This is a genomic window from Maribacter thermophilus, from assembly GCF_001020565.1.
In the GTDB taxonomy this organism is placed as follows: domain Bacteria; phylum Bacteroidota; class Bacteroidia; order Flavobacteriales; family Flavobacteriaceae; genus Maribacter; species Maribacter thermophilus.
Genome location: NZ_LDAS01000001.1, coordinates 898,220 through 921,987 on the forward strand (window position 1 = coordinate 898,220; position 23,768 = coordinate 921,987).

General features: G+C 36.1%; 26 protein-coding genes. 16 read left to right on the forward strand and 10 right to left on the reverse strand.

Features of this window, described 5'->3' with window-relative positions; genetic code table 11:
- Positions 1-38: 38 nt before the first annotated feature.
- The 5 genes from AB657_RS03905 (at position 39) to AB657_RS03925 (ending at position 3,264) form a co-directional block, all read left to right on the forward strand.
- Positions 39-779: a hypothetical protein gene (locus AB657_RS03905; RefSeq protein WP_047247794.1), complete on the forward strand. Its 741-nt coding sequence runs from the start codon at positions 39-41 to the stop codon at positions 777-779.
- Between the two features lie 32 nt (positions 780-811).
- Positions 812-1,519 (forward strand): hypothetical protein, encoded by a 708-nt coding sequence (locus AB657_RS03910; RefSeq protein WP_047245293.1) that lies wholly within the window; start codon positions 812-814, stop codon positions 1,517-1,519.
- A 289-nt stretch (positions 1,520-1,808) separates the two neighbouring features.
- Positions 1,809-2,105: a hypothetical protein gene (locus tag AB657_RS03915; protein WP_047245294.1), complete on the forward strand. Its 297-nt coding sequence runs from the start codon at positions 1,809-1,811 to the stop codon at positions 2,103-2,105.
- Positions 2,092-2,493, forward strand: a complete 402-nt coding sequence (locus AB657_RS03920; protein ID WP_047245295.1) for a hypothetical protein — start codon at positions 2,092-2,094, stop codon at positions 2,491-2,493. Before AB657_RS03915 ends, AB657_RS03920 begins: the two co-directional genes overlap by 14 nt.
- Positions 2,494-2,559: 66 nt before the next feature.
- Positions 2,560-3,264: a hypothetical protein gene (locus tag AB657_RS03925; RefSeq protein ID WP_047245296.1), complete on the forward strand. Its 705-nt coding sequence runs from the start codon at positions 2,560-2,562 to the stop codon at positions 3,262-3,264.
- 400 nt (positions 3,265-3,664) lie between these two features.
- Here AB657_RS03925 and AB657_RS03930 read toward each other — a convergent pair whose 3' ends face one another.
- From AB657_RS03930 to AB657_RS03955, 6 genes are all read right to left on the reverse strand, one after another.
- Positions 3,665-4,774, reverse strand: coding sequence for a hypothetical protein (locus tag AB657_RS03930; RefSeq protein WP_157491570.1), 1,110 nt, complete (start codon positions 4,772-4,774; stop codon positions 3,665-3,667).
- A gap of 12 nt (positions 4,775-4,786) precedes the next feature.
- Positions 4,787-5,554, reverse strand: a complete 768-nt coding sequence (locus AB657_RS03935; protein WP_157491573.1) for a hypothetical protein — start codon at positions 5,552-5,554, stop codon at positions 4,787-4,789.
- A gap of 9 nt (positions 5,555-5,563) precedes the next feature.
- Complete coding sequence (locus AB657_RS03940) at positions 5,564-5,971, reverse strand: hypothetical protein (RefSeq protein WP_047245299.1); 408 nt, start codon at positions 5,969-5,971, stop codon at positions 5,564-5,566.
- Positions 5,958-6,266 carry a hypothetical protein gene (locus AB657_RS03945; RefSeq protein WP_047245300.1) on the reverse strand — a complete coding sequence of 103 codons (309 nt, stop codon included), beginning with the start codon at positions 6,264-6,266 and terminating at the stop codon, positions 5,958-5,960. Before AB657_RS03945 ends, AB657_RS03940 begins: the two co-directional genes overlap by 14 nt.
- A gap of 365 nt (positions 6,267-6,631) precedes the next feature.
- Positions 6,632-7,426, reverse strand: a complete 795-nt coding sequence (locus AB657_RS03950) for a hypothetical protein (protein ID WP_052958619.1) — start codon at positions 7,424-7,426, stop codon at positions 6,632-6,634.
- 44 nt (positions 7,427-7,470) lie between these two features.
- A complete protein-coding gene (locus AB657_RS03955; protein ID WP_084696373.1) occupies positions 7,471-8,712 on the reverse strand; it encodes an IgaA/UmoB family intracellular growth attenuator in 1,242 nt (413 codons plus the stop codon).
- Between the two features lie 130 nt (positions 8,713-8,842).
- Here AB657_RS03955 and AB657_RS03960 point away from each other — a divergent pair, with 130 nt between their 5' ends.
- The 5 genes from AB657_RS03960 (at position 8,843) to AB657_RS03980 (ending at position 13,213) form a co-directional block, all read left to right on the forward strand.
- Positions 8,843-9,031, forward strand: coding sequence for a hypothetical protein (locus tag AB657_RS03960; RefSeq protein ID WP_047245302.1), 189 nt, complete (start codon positions 8,843-8,845; stop codon positions 9,029-9,031).
- A gap of 118 nt (positions 9,032-9,149) precedes the next feature.
- Positions 9,150-9,707, forward strand: coding sequence for a hypothetical protein (locus tag AB657_RS03965; protein WP_047245303.1), 558 nt, complete (start codon positions 9,150-9,152; stop codon positions 9,705-9,707).
- Positions 9,708-9,846: 139 nt separating this feature from the next.
- Complete coding sequence (locus AB657_RS17600; RefSeq protein ID WP_157491575.1) at positions 9,847-11,952, forward strand: tetratricopeptide repeat-containing sensor histidine kinase; 2,106 nt, start codon at positions 9,847-9,849, stop codon at positions 11,950-11,952.
- A complete protein-coding gene (locus AB657_RS03975; RefSeq protein ID WP_047245304.1) occupies positions 11,937-12,590 on the forward strand; it encodes a response regulator in 654 nt (217 codons plus the stop codon). Before AB657_RS17600 ends, AB657_RS03975 begins: the two co-directional genes overlap by 16 nt.
- Before the next feature lie 95 nt (positions 12,591-12,685).
- On the forward strand, positions 12,686-13,213 hold the full coding sequence (locus tag AB657_RS03980; RefSeq protein ID WP_047245305.1) for an STM3941 family protein: 528 nt from the start codon (positions 12,686-12,688) through the stop codon (positions 13,211-13,213).
- A gap of 38 nt (positions 13,214-13,251) precedes the next feature.
- Here AB657_RS03980 and AB657_RS03985 read toward each other — a convergent pair whose 3' ends face one another.
- Positions 13,252-13,575 (reverse strand): hypothetical protein, encoded by a 324-nt coding sequence (locus tag AB657_RS03985; RefSeq protein ID WP_047245306.1) that lies wholly within the window; start codon positions 13,573-13,575, stop codon positions 13,252-13,254.
- A gap of 329 nt (positions 13,576-13,904) precedes the next feature.
- Between AB657_RS03985 and AB657_RS03990 the strand changes: the two genes are divergently transcribed.
- Both AB657_RS03990 and AB657_RS03995 read left to right on the forward strand, forming a co-directional pair.
- Entirely contained in the window at positions 13,905-14,615 is a 711-nt protein-coding gene (locus AB657_RS03990) for a flavodoxin family protein (RefSeq protein WP_047245307.1), read from the forward strand.
- Between the two features lie 63 nt (positions 14,616-14,678).
- On the forward strand, positions 14,679-15,143 hold the full coding sequence (locus tag AB657_RS03995) for a GyrI-like domain-containing protein (protein WP_047245308.1): 465 nt from the start codon (positions 14,679-14,681) through the stop codon (positions 15,141-15,143).
- A gap of 31 nt (positions 15,144-15,174) precedes the next feature.
- Here AB657_RS03995 and AB657_RS04000 read toward each other — a convergent pair whose 3' ends face one another.
- The 3 genes from AB657_RS04000 to AB657_RS04010 are packed head-to-tail and all read right to left on the reverse strand — an operon-like array spanning position 15,175 to position 17,246.
- Positions 15,175-15,852, reverse strand: a complete 678-nt coding sequence (locus tag AB657_RS04000) for an SCO family protein (protein ID WP_232304837.1) — start codon at positions 15,850-15,852, stop codon at positions 15,175-15,177.
- Entirely contained in the window at positions 15,845-16,408 is a 564-nt protein-coding gene (locus tag AB657_RS04005) for a toxin-antitoxin system YwqK family antitoxin (RefSeq protein ID WP_232304838.1), read from the reverse strand. Before AB657_RS04005 ends, AB657_RS04000 begins: the two co-directional genes overlap by 8 nt.
- A 52-nt stretch (positions 16,409-16,460) precedes the next feature.
- Positions 16,461-17,246, reverse strand: coding sequence for a YHYH protein (locus tag AB657_RS04010; protein WP_047245311.1), 786 nt, complete (start codon positions 17,244-17,246; stop codon positions 16,461-16,463).
- Positions 17,247-17,534: 288 nt separating this feature from the next.
- On the opposite strand from AB657_RS04010, the gene AB657_RS04015 reads away from it, so the two are divergent.
- The 4 genes from AB657_RS04015 to AB657_RS04030 all read left to right on the forward strand — a co-directional run bounded on the left by AB657_RS04015 (position 17,535) and on the right by AB657_RS04030 (position 23,761).
- Positions 17,535-18,095: an RNA polymerase sigma-70 factor gene (locus AB657_RS04015; RefSeq protein ID WP_052958621.1), complete on the forward strand. Its 561-nt coding sequence runs from the start codon at positions 17,535-17,537 to the stop codon at positions 18,093-18,095.
- Between the two features lie 157 nt (positions 18,096-18,252).
- Positions 18,253-19,398: a FecR family protein gene (locus AB657_RS04020; RefSeq protein WP_198146866.1), complete on the forward strand. Its 1,146-nt coding sequence runs from the start codon at positions 18,253-18,255 to the stop codon at positions 19,396-19,398.
- A 120-nt stretch (positions 19,399-19,518) separates the two neighbouring features.
- A complete protein-coding gene (locus AB657_RS04025) occupies positions 19,519-22,512 on the forward strand; it encodes a TonB-dependent receptor (protein WP_084696374.1) in 2,994 nt (997 codons plus the stop codon).
- Between the two features lie 31 nt (positions 22,513-22,543).
- Positions 22,544-23,761 carry a DUF4876 domain-containing protein gene (locus tag AB657_RS04030; RefSeq protein ID WP_198146868.1) on the forward strand — a complete coding sequence of 406 codons (1,218 nt, stop codon included), beginning with the start codon at positions 22,544-22,546 and terminating at the stop codon, positions 23,759-23,761.
- Positions 23,762-23,768: the final 7 nt, after the last annotated feature.

Below are 23,768 nucleotides of genomic sequence, written 5' to 3' on the forward strand. Positions count from 1 at the left end.
CGGCCACATTACTTTTGAAAAAACCAAAAACCATAAAAATGACAAAGTCCCTACTTTTACTGGCAACCATCATCACTTTTCTTTCTTGTAATACGGACGATGATGCCACTCCTGAAAGCACCTTTTTAGACGGGGATTTGGAGATTCGTTCCCAAGCGGATTTGGATGACCCCAACATACAGAATTACAAAACAATAGGCGGTAATCTGGTCGTTCATTATACGGAAAATGTTAAAGATTTAAGCGCATTGGCCCATCTGGAAGAAGTACAGGGCAGCATCATTATCAGTTATAACGATATGTTGACTTCCCTTGAGGGGTTGGAGCGTATTGCAAGCCTAAAGAATTTGCAAATAAGCAATAACCCCGAGTTGATCTCTTTAAACGGACTTGAAAATTTAACCGAACTTTCGGAAGCCCTAAACATCAACGACAACCCCAGTCTTAATGACCTATCAGGTCTGTTAAATCTAGAAACGGTGGGTGTACAACTGTCTGTAATGAACAACCCTGCGCTTGGGCATTTAGAGGGATTCAACAGCTTAAATAAAGTCCAAGAGCTCTTACTGACGAACAATAACAGCCTAACGGATATTAGTGCCCTTGAAGGCCTTTCCCATAGTTCTGAAATCAAAATATATCTCAATTCCAATTTAAGCGACTTTTGTGCCTTGGACAATTGCCTTACCGAAAATGTCGAAACCATCAGTTTTATTACCCAAGGGAACGCATACAATCCCACCCTACAGGATATAATCGATGGTAACTGCACTAATTAAACGAATCGAAAAGTGTATACCGGATACTACCGATGACAAGAAAGAGCCTTATAAAACTATCGGAGGAGATTCCCAACTTCCCCACACTCAGGTTAATTGAAGAGTACAAATACAGCAATAGCCCTCAAGGAAAAAAGGAGCAAGAAGATATGCTCGGTGAATTGAAGGGCTTGCTTTCCGAGGCGTACCTAGAAACAATGCCCACAAGTGAGCAAGCGTTTCAAGTGCCCGAACCCACGGCACTATATTACGATCACGATCTGGTTTTAGAGCAACTGGACCTGTCTTCTATTTCGGAAAACAGCATGGTGGTCAAGGGTAACCTTAGCGTAGACCATTTGATCATAGATGCAGAAATAGATATCAACACTTCCTTGGTCGTAATGGGAAACCTAGAGGCGGAAAATTTCATTTGTTCCGGTAGCGACATTTATGTGGCCAAAACCATTCACGTAGCCAATAGCTTTATAGCGCACTACAATCACGGGCGCATAAGGGCCCAAAAACTATTCGCCCATTTGTTACTTACCCATGATTATTGGGGATTTGAAATACCCGAATATAAAGCGAACAAAAACTGCCATTGGCAAGACCAAAAGGCCTTTCCCTATTCGGAGGTCATTCAACCCGAATTGATAGAAAGCATGACGGATAATGAGGGCAAAGTGCAACAATGGCCAAACTTTGAAAAAATTTGTGCCTATATAGAGACGGGAAAAACTATTTTGAACAATACCTAAAAAGAAACGCTAAAACACAGCGCTGGCTGAAAACTTGTGCTACTAACTTCCATAAAAATTGATGATTGTATAGAGACCGGGAAACAAAAAACTATTTACAAAGCCGCTTTCAACGGTATTAAGTAGTATAACCCTCTTTTTCTTTTACAACAACCACTTCAACGAAATCCCTGTTTTTGGGGATAAATACCATCTTGTCCGCTCATAATTTTGGCTCTTCACAATTCAAATTAATGACATGAGAACTTTTTCAGAAATTAAAAATGGCTTCACCAAAAACTAGAATACCATGACAATTAAAAAAATTCCAATAGGCATGTACATCGGCTTTCTGGTGCACTGTGGCATAGTGGCTTCTTTTGCGCTAGACAACGACCCCATGCGCAGAAGCGTGGGCCTTTTTTGCACAATTCCCTTGGCACTGAACCTTATAGGCTTCATGTTGGCCCTGCTTACAAGTAAAACAGCAATAGGCGCCAAGTTATTTAAATACACCTCTTTTCTATTTATCCCCGCCGGAGTAATCGGAATTTTGGCATCCAATAAACTTATTGAACAAACCACAAATTATAATGAAAGTATATAAACTTAACCCGAACACCAACAAAATCATACTTGTTGCCATTGTAGTCGTTATAGGCATCTCGTTTATGTTTTATAAAAAGACCGGAAGCATCAACCCTATACTGATTCCGCCACTTCTGGTTTTAATCTTCAGATATTTTTGGCAACAGAACCATAAGGCCTTGATTCTGGACGAAGATCATTTAGAATTTAGCCTGAGCCCCATACAGGCCAAGCGTATGGTGCGGTATAGCGATTTAAAGGATACCTATTTTACGGAAAAGGGCAAAAAATTTGTTTTTACTACGAAAACCTCTAAAACAATCAAGCTTCCCCTTAAGGAATTCCATAAAAACGACAGACGCGCCATCAAGGAAGAGCTATTAAAAGCTACTTCCCAAAAAGCATGAAACCAGGCTTCTTATAAAAAAAGGTGCTCTGGCACCCTAATTAATGAACGAATAAAACACCTACACATGAAGACTACAACCTTTTTGCTCCTTTTAATAACAACTATTTCTTTTATTTCGTGCAATACAAAAAAACCTTTGGAATGGGACGATGATGTGGCCCAACTTACCAATAAAAACTTAAAAGCGTGGTTGCGAAAAGCGCCTTTTGATAACGAGTGGATTATTGATAACGATGACGATGCCTATGTTTTTACCAATCTAGACCAAGTTTTTCCCTTTATGGGAAAATTTAAGGGTTTTGAAAAAACAAACAAAGAAAACCCTCCTGTGTACGATGAGCAATCTGTAATATTCAAAGATTCCGTTTGGGGAGAATCCTTTATGTACGGCATGCTATTGTACCAACCCCAGGAATTGTTCTTAAAAGATTATTATAGGGAGAGCGGCAATGTAATTTTCTCCGGTGCTGACGCCTTAAACGAAACCTATAGGGCCTCCTTATATGAAACCTATCTATATGAGGAAAACGACCAATACAAAGCGGTGGTTTACTGGGTAAACTCCAACCACACCATGTACCTCTTTGGGTTTTACCAACAAGGGCAATTGGTATTCGAGACCGGATTTCCTTGCCCTAAGGACAATCAAATGGAAGGTCTCGAAAAGCTAAAACAAATCAATACCGCTTTAGGCCTCAATATCAAAGCATGGGAAAATGCTACTATTAACGACCTACAAATTAATCGCTACCCAAAGAGTTTTAAATAAGCTTTTATATTAAATAGTTATGAATGAATTACAAAAGTTATATAAAGAGTACTCTAATAGAGAACTAATAACCATACTTCACGAAAAACCCAAATACACTCCAAAAGCTATTAAAACAGCTGTGTCAGAATAGATAACAGACATTTAACGCAGTTAGAAATTGATACAGAAAAAATGACATTATCTAGCAAGAAAAAAATCGTAAACAACAAATTCAAAAAGCAAGAGCTCGTAGAAAACAAATACAATCGTTTCTAAACCCTGTTAATCCACCCAAAAATTATAGCTTTTGTGACGATTAGTTTATGTCTATTTTCTTTGTATTCATTTTATAATGAAGTTGGCTATTATATTATTTCACTTCATTGGCAACTTTGTACTCTATATCAAACAGTGCTGATTATACTTCTTCACTCGTATTTTGGATTGTAGCTAAAAATTTTGAATAGAAATAAGCCATGGCTTCATCTTCAGGAAAAACATATAATAAAAATTGCTCTCCTTTCTTATTGGTATACAAATTAATAGAAACGTGAACGTAATCACTTTGTGCTGTTAAATAGATAGGTTCTAAAGCCAAAACCAAGGCATTTTTATCTCTATTCAACAACAACACCTTATATTCTCTAGTTGTATAATAATCAATAGCTTCAATCTCTTTTGAAAGTAATCGGGTTATCTCTTTTTCAGAGCTTGTTGTATTGAAAATTGTTAGCAAAGGGCTTTTGTCTTGAACCTTGATTATTCCTACATAAGGAAGGATCTTGCCATAAGGACTTTCATCAGCAGTATTTAAAGCTATGGTATCAGCAACTTTTATTATTTGTGAGGCTACATCTTTATATGCCTGACGTTGCTTACCTGTTAGGTTGTTTTTAAATGTTTTCCAGGATACCGTATCTAATTTTATCTTAGGTCTTTCTTCTACCAGTGTTTTAGCAACTTGTAAATCGTACATTGCTTGTGACAACAATGGTGAATCACCTTTTTCGTCAATATATACACTATTTCCCTGACTAACATTGGTACTTTCAAAAATAATGTGAACCCTTTCTTTTTCTATATAATGAAAAAAGACCGTTGTATAGACCATATATCTATCATAAAAAATGATACTTTCCGCATCTTGATATACTATATGTTTTATTTGGGATGAATATTTTTTCAATATTTTATCCATTGAAACTACATCGGCTTGACTGTTTTCAATTAAATAAACACGTCCACCAAAACCGTTAAAGTTTGTTAGGTTTGATTCTAATTTAAAAATTTCAGAAGGCGTGATGTTTGTTCTTAACTCTTCTTTAAACTGAGCAGTTACATTTTCAATATTGTAATGAAAAGGGATGTTTAATTCCAATCCCGTAGCATGTTCCTTTTTAGTTACCGTATTGGGAAATTTATGTGTTGCTTCCTTATATAATTTTGAATACTCATCAACAGGGACTGTCTTTTTACATCCCACAAGAGTTAAAACTAAAAATAGACAACTTAAGGAAAATGATTTCATAACTGTTTTACATTATTTTTGCGTTAAGGGAGCTTCTTCTTTGCCCAATGATGTAAATTCTTTTTTTACATTGTCGTATTTGTATAGATGTATTCCCTTTATTTCTCCATCTTTATGAATAGGGGTTGTAAGTATCTTATCTTCTTTATTGAAGATTATTTTAAAATAAGGTTTGGTATCAATTTCAGGAGGAAATTGAGGGTAAAACGTTTCCAATTTTTCAGAAAAAACCATGTTGGTATTTGAATTAAAACTACCTGATATTAGATTAACCGTAAAAGCATGCACATCTTCTGGATTGGTCCAAAACCCAAAACGGGTACAGCTAAATAAATATGTATCGTCACTTAAATTGTAAATAGCATCAATTTGTATTCTTACCTCACCTTCTAATTTTAATTGTACTACATAATCTGAAAAAAGAAACAACTGTTTTTTGTTCTTCGAATATTGAACAATCTTTATTTCGGGTAGGTTGCGTGGGTAGGCCGTAACTACCCGTACATTACTATCTTTAGAAACTACCGTTTTAATACTTGGTGTCTTAGTTGTGTAGTCTGCTTTTATTTCTATACTATGAGAAGTGTTTGTATGAAGAAAGATACTATCTAAAAGACTTTTAGATTTTCTCACTTGATGTGCAGTATAGTTTTCTTTATAATGCTTTTTAAAAATTTTTTCTGTAAGTTCTTCCAAATCGTGTTTACCAATTTCATTGATTTGTGCTTGTGACACTGAAAAAAAGCACATTACAATGGATACTAAAAATAATTTTTTCATAGATTTTTTTTAAACGGCTATATTATTTTGCTGCACTTGTTTTTTTAAAAAGGAGATAATTTCTTCTGCATCTTGATCTTCTATGCCACCTACAGGAAGCTTCACTTTTTTCTTTTCAGTAATAAGAAGTACTACTTTTTTTTTGGAGTTATATTTAAGGTCTATTATCGTTTTATATTTTACGAACCTTTTACTTTGAAGTGGGGTAAATTTAAATTCTAGGTGGTGTGTATCAAAAGTAAGAACATCATTTTTTTTATGCCAGTAATATAAAAAAATCAATAGTATAAATAAAGGTACAATAGGCAATAATGTGTAGCCTGTAGCTATAAAAAACATCAATAAAATGACTCCTATAACAATAATAGCTACCATAGAGTTTTTTTGCAATTTTTCTTTGATCTTATAGGTTTTCATTGGTAATTGATTTTTTGTTTATATCGTCCAATATTTTTTTTGCTCCTGCTACCCCAATTAACCCTATTGGCACAAAAACGTAGCTTGAGTACATAAAAACATTGGCTCCTAACTTAGAATTACTGGTAAATTGCAGTATACAAAAGCCAATACAATTTATAGAGACAGGAATTAAAATAAATATTGCTAAAAATTTTATTGCACCTTCATCGTTACTTCCTTCAATACCAATAATAAGTAATAAAACAAGGTGGATTGCCAAAGCAACATAAATTAATGTGTTTAGTTTCTTCATTAGATGTAGGTTTGTGTTATTAGCACAAACTTCTAAATATTAAAGAGAGGGGCACTCCCTGTTTTCAGGGGTTTTAGTTTTCGTTTCTTTATTAATTTTAATGTAATTCGCCCTATATCAGGAATTATATATTTTTTTGCTAAACCAGAAATGGAATTAATTGACTTATCTATGTTTACTAGAAGCTATTGGCTAGAGAATATCAATGCCATTATAAACTTCTTTGAAGTTCAATTAATAGTAATTGTTTTTACTCTTATTACAAAAAAAAAGCGTACAGACGTTTTATAAATTATACCATATATTGTTTGACTTTCACACGTCTCTTTATTTTTGGTAGATAATCTAATATTGACATCATTCTTTTAGTAATGATATTCATAGTCGTCTACCCATTCTGACGGATAATGATCATACAAGTCCTTTAAAAGTTGTTTATTGGCTTTGGTAGTATCAAAATCTTTATAAAAACTTCCAAGAAGCCAAACAATCTCGCGATCTAAAGCTGTAGTATGATACTTTAAAAGCGCTTGTTTTGATGACATTGAAGTATCGGCTAATAATAACACCAATACTCCCGCGGTATTAAAATCAAAATTATTAAAAAAAGAAGTCATTTTTTGCGCTCTTTTTAAGAGTAGTGAATCTTTTAAGTATAATTCAGGTTTTAACTTTTTTCTCAAACTAGGGTAACTTATGTACGAATTAATTTTTCTAAAAAATTTAAAAGCATTCAAATACTCGGTGTGGCTTGTATCATATAATTTAGCCAAATCATTACTATTCATAACCCCAAATAGAAGAAATATAGCACTAGGGTCTGATGAACTTATAGGATACCCTTTTCCTAATAAATGTAAGCCCTTCTCAACCCCTTTTAATAAAAAAGGATAATTGCTTTCTTTCACTTTTATAAATTTATTTAATCTAGTTAAATGAAAGTAAGCCTCAATCATTATTTCGGCCTCCATGCCTTTTAAAGTCTTTGATAACACATCTTTAATTTCATAATGCCACATCGGGTAAAAATGACCTTGAAATTGATATTTAAGAGCTTCATTCTCACTTTCTATAAAATAGTTAATTATCTCTTCATAAGTTAGTTTACCAATTATACTATATTTTTTATCGTGTATTCGCTTTATTTTATCGGTGCTCATAATATTCAATTAGAGTTAAAAAATTTAATAGGTTTAGACTGGTTTTATTCTGTAAGAGGAATTAGCTTTTCATAGTATTTCTGGGTGTTCATTATACGTTGCTTGTTATAGTGATAACTTTTGTATGCTAATGGCGCATGAATAATTATTAAGATTAGGTTTAAAACCATAAATATTGCGGGTGCATACAAGCTTAATTGCTTAAAAATAGTTAAATAATATGCTGCATCAGATCTTATGTTGTTAGTTAACCCTGGTACTGAAATCAAGCTTACAATAAGTGCTATGATAGCTGTTACCGTCATAATAACGTGACGATACCAGGGTTGAGACGGATACTTCTTTTCTTCAGTTTCTAGTGATAAATAAGATCCAAAACGCATTAACCAGCCATCTTTAGAAATATCTACTTCAACAGGGATATCATCAGCTGTATAAGCAATCATAAACGGCAACCAATACCGTTTTTCAAACTTCAACTCTATATTACCCATAAAAGGTTTTATTTGCTGTATATTTTCAGAATTATCTATCGTTGCAGAGTACGTTATAACACCTTTAAGTGTACGTATGGCTTCTGGCTTTGAAAACTTTGGTTTACGCCAAAGAAAGTAAAGTGCTACTACAAATAGAATCCCTCCTGGAATTGCTCCGTAGATGCTATAAACGTCACCAAGAGCAGTAAGTGCCATAAGAAACAAGGCTGGAATCGTTAAAAAAGCCCCTATAGTACCTTTCCATACTTTTTCAACAGCTTGAACTTCAAAGCTAGTTTGCTTACGATTACTAATAAGCTCAACATCACTTCCCGCAATCTTTCCTACTTCTCCTTTTTCTATTTGTTTTTCAGTAATTATATGGTTAACAAGGGAAAAATCATGGTTCAGGCCAATAACTAAAGGAAGTTTATCGGTCTTAATAACCTCTGCAATGTTAACTTCTCTTATATAGTCGAGAGCACGGTCGTCTATCGTCACCTCCAATCCACCAATGAAATTATGCCATGTAGTATTATAGCGTGTTTCAATGCCATGCCTTTTATACGCTCCCTTAATCAAATAAACCTTATTATCTATTCGCTTATGTGTTTTTTTAAATTCTTTTTCTTTTTGTAACTCATCTAAAAGGCTGCGTTCTTCCTCTGTCAATTCCCTATGGAAAACCATAGTTTCAAGAGCTTCTTTAGTACTTTTTTTATCTTCCAACCTTCGTTTATCGTATATAATGGCATTGTACAAAGAGTATAATAACACTCCAAAAACAAGTAGGATATAAAGTGTGTTCATAGATAGGGGTTTTAATTGGATATGCGTTTTGACACGTTGCCAAATATCATGACTTTAGCCAAGGACAAAATACCTGAAAACAGGGATTTTACTTTTTACGGGCCCACCTACTTTTGTAAAAAACGATCGTATGAAAACAAAGTTTAAATTGGGGTTTACCCTGTATAGGGCCATGGGCGATGATTATTTACAGGCGTCTATCGATTTATCATTTTCGTTCCTATACGACCCTAAGAAAATAAACGCTTTTTCCGAGACCTTGCGTTTTGACAAAGCCGAACAATGGGTGCTCTCGACACACATACACAAAGTCGATTGACCCCTTTTTATGAAAGCAATCAATACAGATCCTTTTGTTCTGTATAACGGTTGTTCTTCTATCCGTAGCCAAAAAGGGAAATTAGTATCCCAAAGCATTTTTAAATAGTAAAATACATTTGAAAGTACTTCATCTACATATCACGGCTCTCTGCTTCACCTTATTTTCTTCCTGTGAACGATTTTCTTTTCTACAAGGTCAAACTAAAGTAAATACATCCCATAGGCAAGAAGGTCTTTCTCCCGAACAACATGAAAGTTACACAAATGAAAATGATCTGATAAGTCAAATTCAAGCGGCGGAAAAACAGATTACGTACACAACATATAATTATATGAAAGGGGCGATAACGCAAGTGATATTACATCTCAACAAAAATGGTACGGGACATATAGAAAATAAATCCACCACGCAGTCTTTTAAGATCCGTTGGGCGGAAAAAGATTCCGTAATACGCCTTGTCCCCTTCTCGACCAGCGATACGCTACCTTTTACCGAATTAAGGCGAATAGACCGCAAAACCCTGCTATATCGACCTGAAAGCAAAAAAGACGAAATGCGGTTCTACGGAAAACTCAATCATGAAAACAATTTGGAGATTCTAAATTTAATAGAACATATGGAATCGGATGCCTCCTCCGATAATCGTAAAAATCGCGGTAAAGGTCCTACCTAAGAAAATAACAGGCTATAACGAAAGTTTGGTTCCACCATACCTTTAAAGCGGAAAGAACCTATACCTCAAATGAATAATAACATTTTTTATATTTTGGTGTTTTATTATATAAACGATGTTATAAAAAACCTCCCATTTCTTGTTACAACCATTTAAAAATATACGCTTAACACTACTAACGCTTTTATTGGTACAACTTTGTTGGGCACAAGAACCTACAGAGGCTTTAACTTGGTTTAAAAAAGGACTTACCCTAATCGACAAGGAACAAAACTACGACGATGGTATAAAGGCCCTTGATTCCGCTGCTGCCCTACATCCCGAAAAAAAACTGCTCATACAGATCAAATATGCCAAAGGTGTAGCCTTAAACAGTCAGGGCAACCTGTCTAAAGCAGTCGCCGTTTTAGAAGAAAATATTCCCTTGATCGAAACCTGCGACGACATAACCAAAATTAAATTTCACGCCAATAATTATCGTGTTTTGGGAGATGTCTATAAAGGCAAGGGAAAATCTTTGCTTGCCATGAAAAACTATCAAAAGGCACTAAGTTTTTCCGAAAAATACTCGGCAAGAAGTAAAGCGACCGTACTCCACCAAATAGGTGTGTTACTAATGGAAAAGAGAAATTATCTTGAAGCGGAAAAATACTTCCACCAAACCACCGATCAATATTTGAACGAGCATTTACAGTTGGGCAAGTACATTAATCTTGGGGAGGTATATTTAGAGACCGATAGAAACACCCAAGCGAAACAACAATATGATAAAGCCGAAAAACTAGCTTTAAAAAATAAGAACAATATGGCTTTATGTCATATCTATATCGGTTATGCCAATATTTTTTTTGAAGCGAACAACTATAAAAAGGCCATTGAATATTATGAAAAAACAATAGAGCTTTCTGAAGAAATAGGCGCCCAATTTCTCACTACCTCGTCTTTATTGTATTTGGCCATTGCCTATAATAAAACAAAACAAGCCTTTAAGGCTTTACCTTATTTAGATCAAGCGGCCGTTTTTTTAAATAAGGAGCCTTCGATCAACTACCAATTAAACTTATACGACACCTATGCCTCGGTTTATGAAAACATGGGCGATTATGAAAAAAGCATTATCTATCTAAAGAAAGTTAACGCCGTTAAGGACAGTATTTTCAATATCGAAAAAAACAAGCAGTTCGAAGAATTAAAAATAGCCTATGAGACCAAAGAGAAACAACAGGAAATCGAATTTTTAAAACTTCAAAAGAAAAAGAACGAATTAGAAATTTCTCAAAAAGAAAAGGCCTTAAAGGCCTTGAACCTTGAAAAAGAGCTTGAAGCTTCACAACATCAAAACACCATTCTTCAATTACAAAAAGATAGAAGTGAAAACGAAAACAAAATCATCTTATTAAAGAAAAGCAGGGAACTTGCCGAAGCGGAAGCAAGTAAATCGCAACAACTAAAAAATGCCTACCTCATAGGATTTATCGTTTTCAGTATTCCCCTGGGCATTTTACTCATAGTATATTATCAAAAACTAAAAACCCAAAGGGCCCTAGCCAAAAAACAAGAAGAATTAAACGCCAAACAAATCTTGACCCTTAAAAAGGAACAAGAATTAAAAAGTATTCGAGCTTCCATAGAAGGCCAGGAAAAGGAAAGAAAGCGTATCGCCCAAGAATTGCACGATGCCGTAGGCGGAAGTTTGGCCGGGATCAAACTGCAGTTAGACCATCTTTCATCAAAAGAACCAAAACTTTTAAGCATCGTTCATCATCTGGACGAGACATACAACCAGGTCCGCCATATTTCCCATGATTTACTTTTAGAAAAAATTGAGAACGACGAGTTTGTTCAGGTGATTAAAAACTACCTTAAAAAGATAGCCACTTCTACCCATATAAATATTGATATTTCCTTTTTCAATGAAACATTAATTAATCAGGTAAGCAATGCTATACAAACAAATCTTTATAAAATAGTACAAGAACTGATCAACAACACCATAAAACACGCTGAGGCCTCGTCTATTGAAATTCAACTGAACGGGCACAGCGACATGGTCAACCTGTTATATGAAGATGATGGAAAAGGCTTTCTTTATGAAGAAAGTACAGAGGGCATCGGTTTGCGTAACATAAACGAACGCATCGACAGCCTAGGTGGATCGCTAACTATAGATTCTAAGCAAAACCACGGCACCTTGGTGAATATTATCATACCCATTAAAAAAACAGCTATATGCCACATAAGATAATTATCGTCGACGACCACAAGATGTTCATTGATGGTTTGGTGAGTATTTTTGAAGATGTCCCTGCCATAGACATTGTCTTAAAAACCAACAACCCCAAAATGGTATTACAATTTCTAAGATATACAAACAACGTCGATTTAATTATTTCGGACATATCGATGCCAGAAATGGATGGTGTGGCCTTGAGTACTAGTATAAAAAAAGAGTTCCCATTAGTAAAAATACTTATGGTGAGTATGCACAACAACCCCAATATGTTTCATCAATTAAAACAAAACGAGGTAAATGGCTATGTGCCAAAGAACGCTTCTAAAGCCGAGCTATTAGAAGCTGTAAACACTATACTATCGGGAAAAAACTATTTCTCCGATACGTTACTTAAAGACTATAAAGAAAGTTTTTTTACGGTACAAGAATCTAAACAGACGCCTTTAAGACCAAGAGAATTACAGGTTTTAGAACTGATTGCGAGGGAATACACGACCAAAGAGATTGCCGATAAATTATCTATAAGTAAGCACACGGTAGAGACATACCGCAAAAATTTATTATTGAAACTAGATGCCAAAAACCTTGCAGGCCTTACAAAACATGCCATTTATTTGGGCTTGATCGATATTGACCCAATATCGGAATAATGTTTAAAAATAGGTGCTTAATCTTGAACTTATCATTTATTTTAATCGTGAGTAATATACCGTCTATAATTTCGTGTCGGCGTAAAAGTTTATAAATGACTGAAATCAAACTGTACAAATCCAAAAAAAAGGCCATAAAACTACTCTTGTTATGTACCCCTTTTGTGTTGGGGGGTATTTGGTTGTTAAGGGAAAATCCGATAGTTGGTTGGTGCAGTATCGCTTTTTTTGGAATGGGTTATGTTGTCGGGATTTATAACCTGATGGATAAAAAACCCATGATCATCATCAATGAAATCGGCATTTTTGACTGTAGTACCCATAATGGTTTTATTAATTGGGAATTGATACACAATGCCTACCCCATGAGTATAAGCGGGCAAAAATTTATTTGTCTTGTCATCGACGAAAAATTTAAACCCTCAAAAAAGAAAGGCAAATGGTTTAAAGGCCTTGCCAAGATGAACGAAGCCATTGGGGCACAAGAATTGAATATCCAGCTAGGCCATATTCAGAAAATCGATGAAATTAAACTGATCCATTTTATTCTCTTGATGTCGCGGGCCAACCCAAGCGAAAAGGCCGGATTGGTAAAGGCCTTGGAAAGCAAAGGATTAAGCTAAAAACAGTGCCGTCTTTTCGTTCTACCCTTTGTAAATAGTTATACCCCTAGACAAGAGCCGAAACTTGGACAAATACGCGGTAGTATAACCCAAACGTGAATAAAGAACAGGATAATAAAAAGCAGGCCTATCCAAAGGGCGTGCGTAATATAAATGGCATCGCCCGTAGGTTTGATCTTGGGCCATAACAAGCCGAAAACACCTGTGGTAAACAACAAGAAAGGTATGCCCGATAAAAAAACGAGGGTTTGTACATTAAATTGCTCCTTTAATACAATAAAGAGAAGATATCCTATAAGGATCGATAAGATCAATACGATCCAATAGATTTTTTGGGGTGTATTACTTTTAATTTTGTCCATTTTATACGTTTTTCTAATTAACTGTTGTTTAAAAGTATTGTAAATCAATATTTTATGATATGATATATATCATTCCAATAAAAAGCAGAAATAATCTTCTACCGTTGAAAGAGGCAGTTTCTTGTATTCTATAAGTAGATCGTACTTTGTACCGTTACCGACCATAACGTTGGTGGTTTCCCCCTATTTTTAAAATACTATTATGTCCCATTCGTATATAATTTCATACACTAATATTAATATTGTAACTTACAGTAATACAATATATTATAGGCTTTTGTAGGTTTCAATACCTTAAAACGGCGGTCTATAATCAAAAAAGAGATATTATGGACACTATTGATTTTTCAGGACTTAAGGCGATGTACGTGAATTGTACATTAAAACGCACACCCGAAATTAGCCACACCCAAGGGCTTATGGATGTCTCTATAAAAATTATGGAGAAAGAAGGGGTGCAGGTAAGTCAACTAAGGCTTGTAGACTATGATGTTGCTTCGGGGGTGTACCCTGATATGACCGAATATAGCTGGAAAAAAGACGATTGGCCACGATTGTTCAAAGATATTTTTGATGCGGATATTTTAGTAATAGGAACGCCTATATGGCTTGGTGAAAAATCTTCGGTCGCCCAAATGCTCATAGAAAGACTTTATAGTATGAGCGGTGAAAAAAATAAAAAGGGTCAGTATTTGTATTATGGAAAAGTTGGAGGTTGTATAATTACAGGAAACGAAGACGGGGTAAAACATTGTGCAATGGGGCTATTATATTCTTTACAGCACATTGGCTATTCGGTTCCCCCGCAAGCGGATTGTGGTTGGCTGGGAGAAGTGGGGCCGGGCCCTAGTTATTTGGACAAGGAATCAAATGCGGCAGAAAATGATTTTACAAACAGAAATACTACATTTATGACCTATAATTTGATGCACTTGGCAAAATTATTAAAGGAAAACAACGGATACCCCGCCTACGGGAATTCTAGAAAAGATTGGGACAACGGTGTTCGCTGGAAATTTGAAAACCCTGAGTATCGATAGTGTAGGGTACGGTCATCATCTAAATAAAGAGGTACCTTATTCTTAAATGTAGGACAAGCAAAAATGAAACAAATAAAAAAAGGGAACTTTAAACTAGTTGGGTTAAAACTAGAAAACAAGACCACAAACGAAAATGGCCGCTCTAGCATAGATTGTGGCAATCTTTGGCAAAAATTTGAAACCGAAAAGATAGTGGAGCGTATTCCCCATAAACTAAGCGAGGAGATCTACGCAGTATATTATGATTATGAAACCGATGAAACAGGTATGTTTTCTTATTTCATAGGTTGTAGAACCGAGGAGCATTCAAAAACGCCTATAGAACTGAACGAGCTTCTAATACCATCACAAACTTATAAAAAAGTGGTCGCCAAAGGTGCCATGCCAAGTTGTATTGCCGAAGCATGGAAAAAAATATGGACTTCTGATATGAACCGAAAATTTGGGTTCGACTTTGAGGTCTATGATGAAAGAAGTAGGGATTGGAACAATGCCGAAATTGATATTTTTATTTCGGTAAACGAATAATACCCTTTGGTTTAGTTAAAACATTCTTTCATTAGTACTCCTTCAACAACGCTTTTACATCTGTTATCAATTGTGCGATGGAGGCTCGGTTGAGTCCGTTGTAAATACCTCTAATATGCTTGTTCTTATCTATTAGCAAGAAGTTTTCGGTATGTAGAAAATCGTTTAGATCCTTGGGGATACCTAGGTCGTTCTCCACAAAATAATTGTTTCTGCCCAGATTGTATATTTCAGTCTTATCACCGGTTACCAAGTGCCATTTACCATCCATGACCCCATATTTTTCAGCGTATTTTTTTAACACCGATACCGAATCTATGGATGGGGTTACGGAGTGAGACAGTAGTAATACATCATCATACTCTTTTAAGGCCTCTTGTACCTTGGTCATATTGTTGGTCATTTTAAGGCAAATGCCCGGACATGTGGTAAAGAAAAAGTCGGTAATGTATATCTTATTGTCAAAGGTCTGCTGGGTAATGGTATCGCCATTTTGGTCTACCAGCGTAAAATCGGGTATTTTATGAAACTGTTTTTCTTCTTCGCTGTTCGGGGTCAGCCAATGTGGTGTAAAAGATTCATCCTTGTAATATGGCAAATAGTCTACTCTACTGGTTTCGGTAACGTTGGTATTTGGCTTTTTAGGAGTTTCTTTACATCCTACGAAACATATGGCTGCCAATACCAGTATTAAAATGCTCTTATTCATCCCTAACAACAATTTCATTTTCTAATTGATAACAGGAATTTGCTCTTCTTAAGCCAAAAATACGTCCATTCTTGGCCTCGTAGTTCACATAGAGTTTTCCATTTTGTAACCAAGCCTTTTGTAGGCCCTCTTCCCTCCCATTCTTTAGATTACGTTCTTTCGCCAACTGCCCATTAGGGTACCATCTTTTCTCAACACCTTCTATATTTCCATTTACATAATTGGCTTCCTGTGCCAATTGGCCATTTTCCCACCAAGATTTATAACTACCCTCTAAGCGGTTATTTTTGTAGTGATAAGTAGCACGTAACACCCCATTTTCTGACCATTTTTTAGCAATTCCTTCTCGTTTGCCGTTGTAGAACCCGATCTTTTCGACCAATGTGCCATTGGCATGTATACTTATGGAATAGCCATTATATGGTTCGTTTTTATAATACCAAGTGCCTTCCAATTGGTTCAGTGTAAGTTCTTCTTTAAACCTTGTAACGTTTTCTATTACAGGCTCCTCCTCATTTTTGTCAACAAGCGGCGAAGTACGTTTGCATGACGTCATTAGTATGAGTATTGAACCAATATAGATATAAAAGGAAGTTGCTTTCATAAGTCTAGTATCCTTGATATGGTCCGGCGAATGCCAAATACGATCCAGTGGTAGAATATACCTCGTTGATAATGTGGTAATGGTATTCTTCCTCTCCATCTGTATACTGCGTCGTAGATACATGTCCGCCAGATTCGTCCAAATCGGTAGGATAATCACCTGTAGAACTACATTTTCTACCGTACAGGAATACACCATCTAATAAAATGCCCACTAAATTGTCATCGTCGTTGCTAAAAGCTTTAGGTTCAAGGTGGTAATGGTACACTCCCGGACCAATATGGGCGCCGGTCCAGTCTAAACTAGCTGCAGCGGCATTTAAGGGGCCACCACCTTCCTGATCGTTGAATATAGATGCACCACTAACGGCAATACCTATAGTATCAAAATCTGTGGCTACTGAATTACCAGATAGATTTGGGGTGGCATCTACCCTAATGGTAGCCGCATTGTTGTTACTGGACATTATGCTTGGGGTCAGCTGTACATCGGGTTCTTCTTTGTATAATGAATGCCCTTCTCCCCAATACACGGTTTCGTGATTTGGTAGACCCGTGGTTTCTATAACCACCTCTGAGCCATCTAAATATATGGTCACGGCATCTGTATTAAATGCCGAATATGCTGCATGGAGTTCGGTAACAATGGACTCTTCTTCCTCCTCATTGGCAATTTCCTCTTCAATGTCGGTATCGTCCATACTATCATTGCTACAAGCAATAAAGGCGGTTAAGGGCAATCCCAACAGAAGTGTGTATAAGGTAAAATTGTTTATTACGTTCTTTTTCATAATAGACTATTTAGTTGATTTTATTATTTAATCGGTACAAGGATAGCAACAAAATGAAAGCGCAGAAGTAAGATTAAGTGAATGGTGGATAGTTTTAAGTAGATGGGCCACTATCTGCTATAAGGTGATTTTGATCAATACGCGATTATGACAGCATCTTTGTATAAATACAAAACCATCTAAATACTCATAAAAATAAAGGTTAAACGAAAAGTTAAGGTCAAGGCAGGTAACAGAGTTTGTTGCTTTTTTTGATATATTTGGCCCTTCATTTTATTCAGAACCCACTTGTCCCAAACAAAAAACGTATATACCTTATCCTTAAGGTCTTATAAGGATTTTTATGACACATTATATGTTTCATTGTGTTTGTTTGCCAAAAATTATGTTCAAAATTTAGATTTGGCCAAAGATTTGGTACAAGAAGTTTTTATAAAGGTCTGGGAGGATAAAATTGAGTTTAAGAATGAGGTGGCCGTAAAGTCATATATGTACATGGCGGTCAAGAATAAATGCTTGGACCTATTGAAAAGCAAGCAGTTTAGGTCAACGGAAAATATGTCTGTTGAGGATATGGAAGAATTAAATAGCGAATCCTTTTATTTAAAAGAAGTTGTTATTGAAGAGGTTTCTTCCCGAATAGAGAGTGCAATTAACACCTTGCCAAATAAGTGCGCCCAAGTAATAAGATTAAGTATAAACGGGCTGACAAACCCTGAAATAGCCCAACATCTGAACATTTCGGTCAATACCGTTAAGGCACAAAAAAAAATTGCGTATAAAAAACTAAAGCCTCTATTAAAAAATTACTTCGCTTTAATGGCTTTCGTATTCGACTACACCACCTGAAAACATTCGTGTTTCTGTCTTTTTTTCTGTGGTCATATCTTTTTTTTTGAGCCAAGATGAAAAAAATCAATTTTTTTTTAACCCCATCACATGATTTTGTCGTCATAGGTGTAAATAGTGGTAATAATATATGCTAAACCTTACTAAAATTTTATTGTTGTCTAAGCAGATTGCTTCTTCTTTATTAAAGGATGAAAAACCAAATGCATTGGATTCATCGGAGCTTTTTTCTGATAAAGACAAAAAAGAAATCATCAATAGACTTACGGATGAATCGGAAATAGCGTCACGGTTACAACTGAAAACAAAGGTAGATAGTAAGGCGGACTGGAAAAAAATACAATCTAGAGTAGTTGTTCCTAAAAGAACGCATTACTGGCAATATGCGGCAGCGGCCGCTGTGGTAATAGGGATATGTACGACCGTATATGTGGTAAAAGATAATTTTAATGGCAGCAGTGTTACCGAGCCAATTATTGTAAACAACCAAATTGTACCAGGCGGTCATAAGGCAATTTTGACATTGGAAACGGGAGAAGAGGTAAATCTTGTAAAGGATGTAAAATACACAGCTAAAAATTTACAAACAAATGGCGAAGAACTTGTGTACAACGAAGGTTCTGATCCGGAATTAAACTCTGAAGAGGTTGCCTATAACTTTTTAACCATTCCACGTGGTGGGCAATATCAAATAACATTGTCCGATGGAACCCATGTATGGCTGAATTCAGAATCAAAACTAAAATATCCGGTACGTTTTGTGCAAGGTGAAACACGTATTGTAGAGCTTTTATACGGGGAAGCCTATTTTGATGTTTCTCCAAGCACGATGCACGAAGGCGCAAAATTTGAAGTGATCAACAAAGCGCAATCGGTAGAGGTTCTAGGAACAGAGTTTAATATTAAAGCCTATAAAGACGAGGTTACCGTGTATACCACTCTTGTAGAGGGGCAGGTGAAGGTGCGTTCACAAGGGCTTGTTGAAGATCTTGTTCCGAACCAACAATCTAAATTGAATACTGAGACCCATACGATAGATGTAAGTCAGATAGATGTTTATAATGAAATAGCATGGAAAGATGGTGTTTTCAGTTTTGAGGATAAATCGCTGAAAGATATTATGACAGTTCTCTCTAGGTGGTACGACATAGATGTTGTTTTCGAGACAAAAAGTTTAGAATCAGAAAGGTTTGTCGGGGTATTAAAAAAGAATTACAGTATAGAAACCATACTGTCCATTTTTCAAAAAGCGAACATTATCAATGGCTTTGAAATAAATAACAAGTCTGTAATTATAAAATAATAAATAGGATTGCGATCCTATATGGATAAAAAAAAGGAGAAATAGTTCAAACGGTCAAATTCAACACTATTTCTCCAAAAAGATATTAATCAAGTTTAATCAATTAATAGTTACAAATTAATGAAATTTAAATTAATTGGTGTCACCTGGCTATGGATGAAAGGTGTGCTAAACTGTATTATGCGAATATTTATATTCTTGTTTTGTGCAACCTTGTTCAGTTTTGGTCCTGTACGCTCTCAAAATGCCGAAATAAAAATTGCCGAGGATAAAATCGTTACCGTTGATAAGGTCTTTAAGATCATTAAAAAGCAAACGAGCGATTTTATGTTCATTTACCCCAAAAATCTGTTCGATTCTTATCCTAAGGTACAATTACGTAAAGGAACCATAAACATAGGCGAACTATTGAATTTGGCTCTTTCGGGAGGTAATGTTGATATCACGTTGACCGACGACAATATCATTATCATAAAAGAAAAAGATGCGCAAGATGTTACCAATGTAGCGCGCATAAGAAAAAATAAGACGGTAGAGATCAAAGGCCGGGTCGTGGATGGTGATAAGAATGCCCTGTCATATGTCAATGTTATTGTCAGGGATCTAAATATTGGAACTTTTACCAATATGGATGGGGAGTTCTCTTTAGAGTTGCCCCATACCAACTTTGAGATAGAGTTGAGTCTTATAGGTTTTAAAACAGAGAAAATAGATGTTTCTACCCTTCCGGATTTGTCCAATGTTGTAATAACGTTAAAGGAAGACCTGTTAAATTTAGATGAGATTGTCGTTACCGCTAAAAAGACCGTTAGTAGAGAAGGTACCTCTACCTATAAAATAGGAAGCCAGGCCATAAAGCAGGTACAGGCAATGAACTTATCTGATGTTCTTAGTTTGTTACCGGGCAATAAAATTGAAGCAACAGACCTGACATCGACAAAACAAGCTAACCTGCGTAGTGCAACTGCCTCCAAGGTAAATGCCTTTGGTACGGCCATTATTTTAGACGGTGCGGCAATTAGTACCGATGCGAATATGCAAGCACAGAATTCTGGGTCTTTATATGGTGGAAAATCGGTCGTTGCCGGGGGTGTCGATTTAAGAAGTGTCTCCTTGGCCAATGTCGAATCGGTCGAGGTTATTTCGGGTGTAGCGTCCCCTAAATATGGGAATATATCTTCCGGGGGCATTTTAGTAAAAAGTAAGGTAGGTAAATCTCCCTACCTCGTTTCTGCAAACGTTTCCTCTACAAACTATCAAGCATCCGTAGCAAAAGGATATGAACTGAACAAGTTCGGTATTTTGAATTCCGATCTTTCATATGCCTATTCTTCGGGTTCACCTACCGAACGTAAATTATTTTATCAAAGCGTTAACCTAGGTTTGCGCTGGAAGTTGCCCGCTTTCAAAAATTTGGACTGGGATCATTTTACATCCATCAGAGTCAATCATTCTGATGACGGCAATCGTCATGAGCCAGAAGAGGTTTATAAAAATGATGCCGATGTAAAAAGTACCTCTTATCAGGCAACCCTTTCTGGGAACTTTAGTTCATCTTTATTAGGAAAAGTCAATTATAACTTTAACGGTAGTATTACCAACCAGCATTCTTATTACGATACTTATGTGACCAATGGCCCCTACCCTATTATAGAATCTTTAGAGAGTGGTACATATACCACTACCTTTTCTCCGACAACTTTTAATCAAACCAGGGACATTAAAGGAAGGCCGGTAAATTTAAACGGTAGACTAGACGCTACCCAAAATCTAAGTTTTAAAAATTTGGATTTTAATTTTGAGACCGGTCTGCAATATACCTTTGATGATAATACGGGCAGTGGTAGGGTTGCAACGGGTAATATAGCACATACGCAAGATGTAGTGGGTAGTAGGTCTGCTTCTTTTGAGAAAATACCTGCATCTAAAACCTTTTCGGCTTACCACCAAACCATTATTAAAAGAAAAGCCGAGAATTCTAGACAGCAATTAAATTTAGGATTGAGGTACGACAATATGCTGGAGCGTTACAATTTGGTATCGCCACGAATGTCTTTTTCATCAAAACATAACAATATTACGGGTAGGGTTGCCTGGGGTGTTTCATACAAGGCACCGGCAATGATACAATTATATCCGGGTAGATCGTACATTGATTATATCAACTACCAATATTATGCGGAAAATCCGGACGAACGTTTGGCAGTGGTTACCACTTATATTTACCAACCTACGAACGAGCATTTAAAACCTAATTATTCGGATGTAAAAGAAATTGGTTTCGACTGGTCCCCATCTTTTATGAATTTGAACGTCACCTATTTCAAAAAAGACCTACGTAGAGGTATAAACATAACAGATGAGCTGTTATTGTTGCCAAAGGCCGTTTATGAAGTGGTAGATGCACCCGCAGGACAGCAGCCAACGGTAGAACCCACGGGTGAAGTTTATAACATTCCTAGAACGATCAGTGTTATGAAAAACAACTACTACGAATCTACCGATGGTATTGAGGTTACCCTAAATCCAGAACGGATAAAAGCAACTAATACAGAGTTCAATTTCAGGTATAGTTATTTAAAAAGCTTGGTAACCGATAAAGGGTTCAATATAGATAAATCTGCCTATGTTGTTGGTGATAATTCGGTGCGTTATGGTGTTTACGAAAATGCAATGGTCGAAGCCGTTAGAAGTTTTGGAACCTTGACATTGATACAACATATACCTTCATTGCGATTTATTCTTACGCTATCGGCCGAATTGAATTTTAGGGAAAGTAGCAAGTATATCGGTACAAGCCTATACCCATTTGCGTATTATGATACAGATGGAAATTATATTGATATTCCCGAAGAAAACAGGGCCGACCCCGAGTTTGCTGACCTAAAGAAAGATGAGAATACATATACCGCCACAAGTACACCGTTCTATAGCAATTTTAACCTACAAATAAGGAAAGAGACCAAACAAGGACATTCGTTCAGCTTTTTTGCGATCAATGCACCTTGGTATAACCCAACATATGATTATCTGGGCAATAGAAGAACATTGAACAGTAAATTATCGGTGGGGTTCAATGTGACAATATTAATTAGTAATAAAACCAACAAATAACATGAAATCAAACATTTTAAAAAGAGTAAGTGTGACAAAGTCAATAATAGCAATCGTATTGTTTGCAACAACCTTGATAAGTTGTAGTAGCGACGATGATAGTGTAGCCAATCTAGGTAATCTACAGGTACAATTGGAATTGGCCGCCGGCCTTAGTGATATCTCCCTAGAAGGGGTCGATGTCAGTATCACTAATACGGTAGATAATGCAACCTTGAACCTAGCTACCGATGCAAATGGTGCTGTGACATTTTCAAATATTTCTGTCGGAACCTATAATATCGTAGCAACAAGTGCAACGGACGATTATCAATTAAGTGGTTCGTCGAATAATGTAGCCGTCACTATCCAAGAGACAACCGAGACTACTTTAGAAGTCGATGCAACAAACTTTAACGCTGGTTTGGTAATTAAAGAAATTTACACTGCGGGATCGGGTTATATCACCTTGTTTAAAGATTCGTTCATAGAAATTTTCAATAACTCTTCAGAAACAATATATGCCGATGGAATGTACATCGCAAATGTATTTGGAGATTCGGGTGCGTCTGGTGATACACCGGTAAATACCATCTTAACAGATACCGATTATGTATATACCGATGTAATGAGCCAAATACCAGGTTCAGGTACCGATTACCCAGTAGCCTCGGGTCAAAGCATTGTTATAGCTTTAAACGCAATAAACTTTAAGGAAGGAAGTGCAAATCCAGATGGTGAATTGGACAATACGGATGCCACTTTAGAGCACTATTCAATAGATTGGTTGGAAGCTCAGGGCCGTGCCGGAAATTCATTTTTCGAATTGGACAACCCATCGGTACCGAACATGACCAATACTTATATGTTCGAAGAAACCAATTTCTTCAGATTACCCACACCGGCAAGTGTAGTGTTGGTTAGTAGCGAGGCCACATTTAGTGATTCTGACATTGTAGACTATACACCGATAGGATCCACATCAACCTATAAATTAATGCAAATCTCTGTTGATTTGGTTATAGATGGTGTAGATATTTTAGACAACTCCGCTTCCGCCGATTTTAAGCGCATTCCTAGTACTATAGATGCAGGGTTTACCTTTTTAACAGAAGACGGTGCTGTTTCTTATACCGGCTTAAGTAACAGAAGAAAAATTGATGAGACCGCCACGGCTCGTTTTGGTAGAACTATTTTATTGGATACCAACAATTCTACAATAGATTTTGAAGCTATAAATTTTCCAGATAAATATGGTTACAACGACTAATATTAGT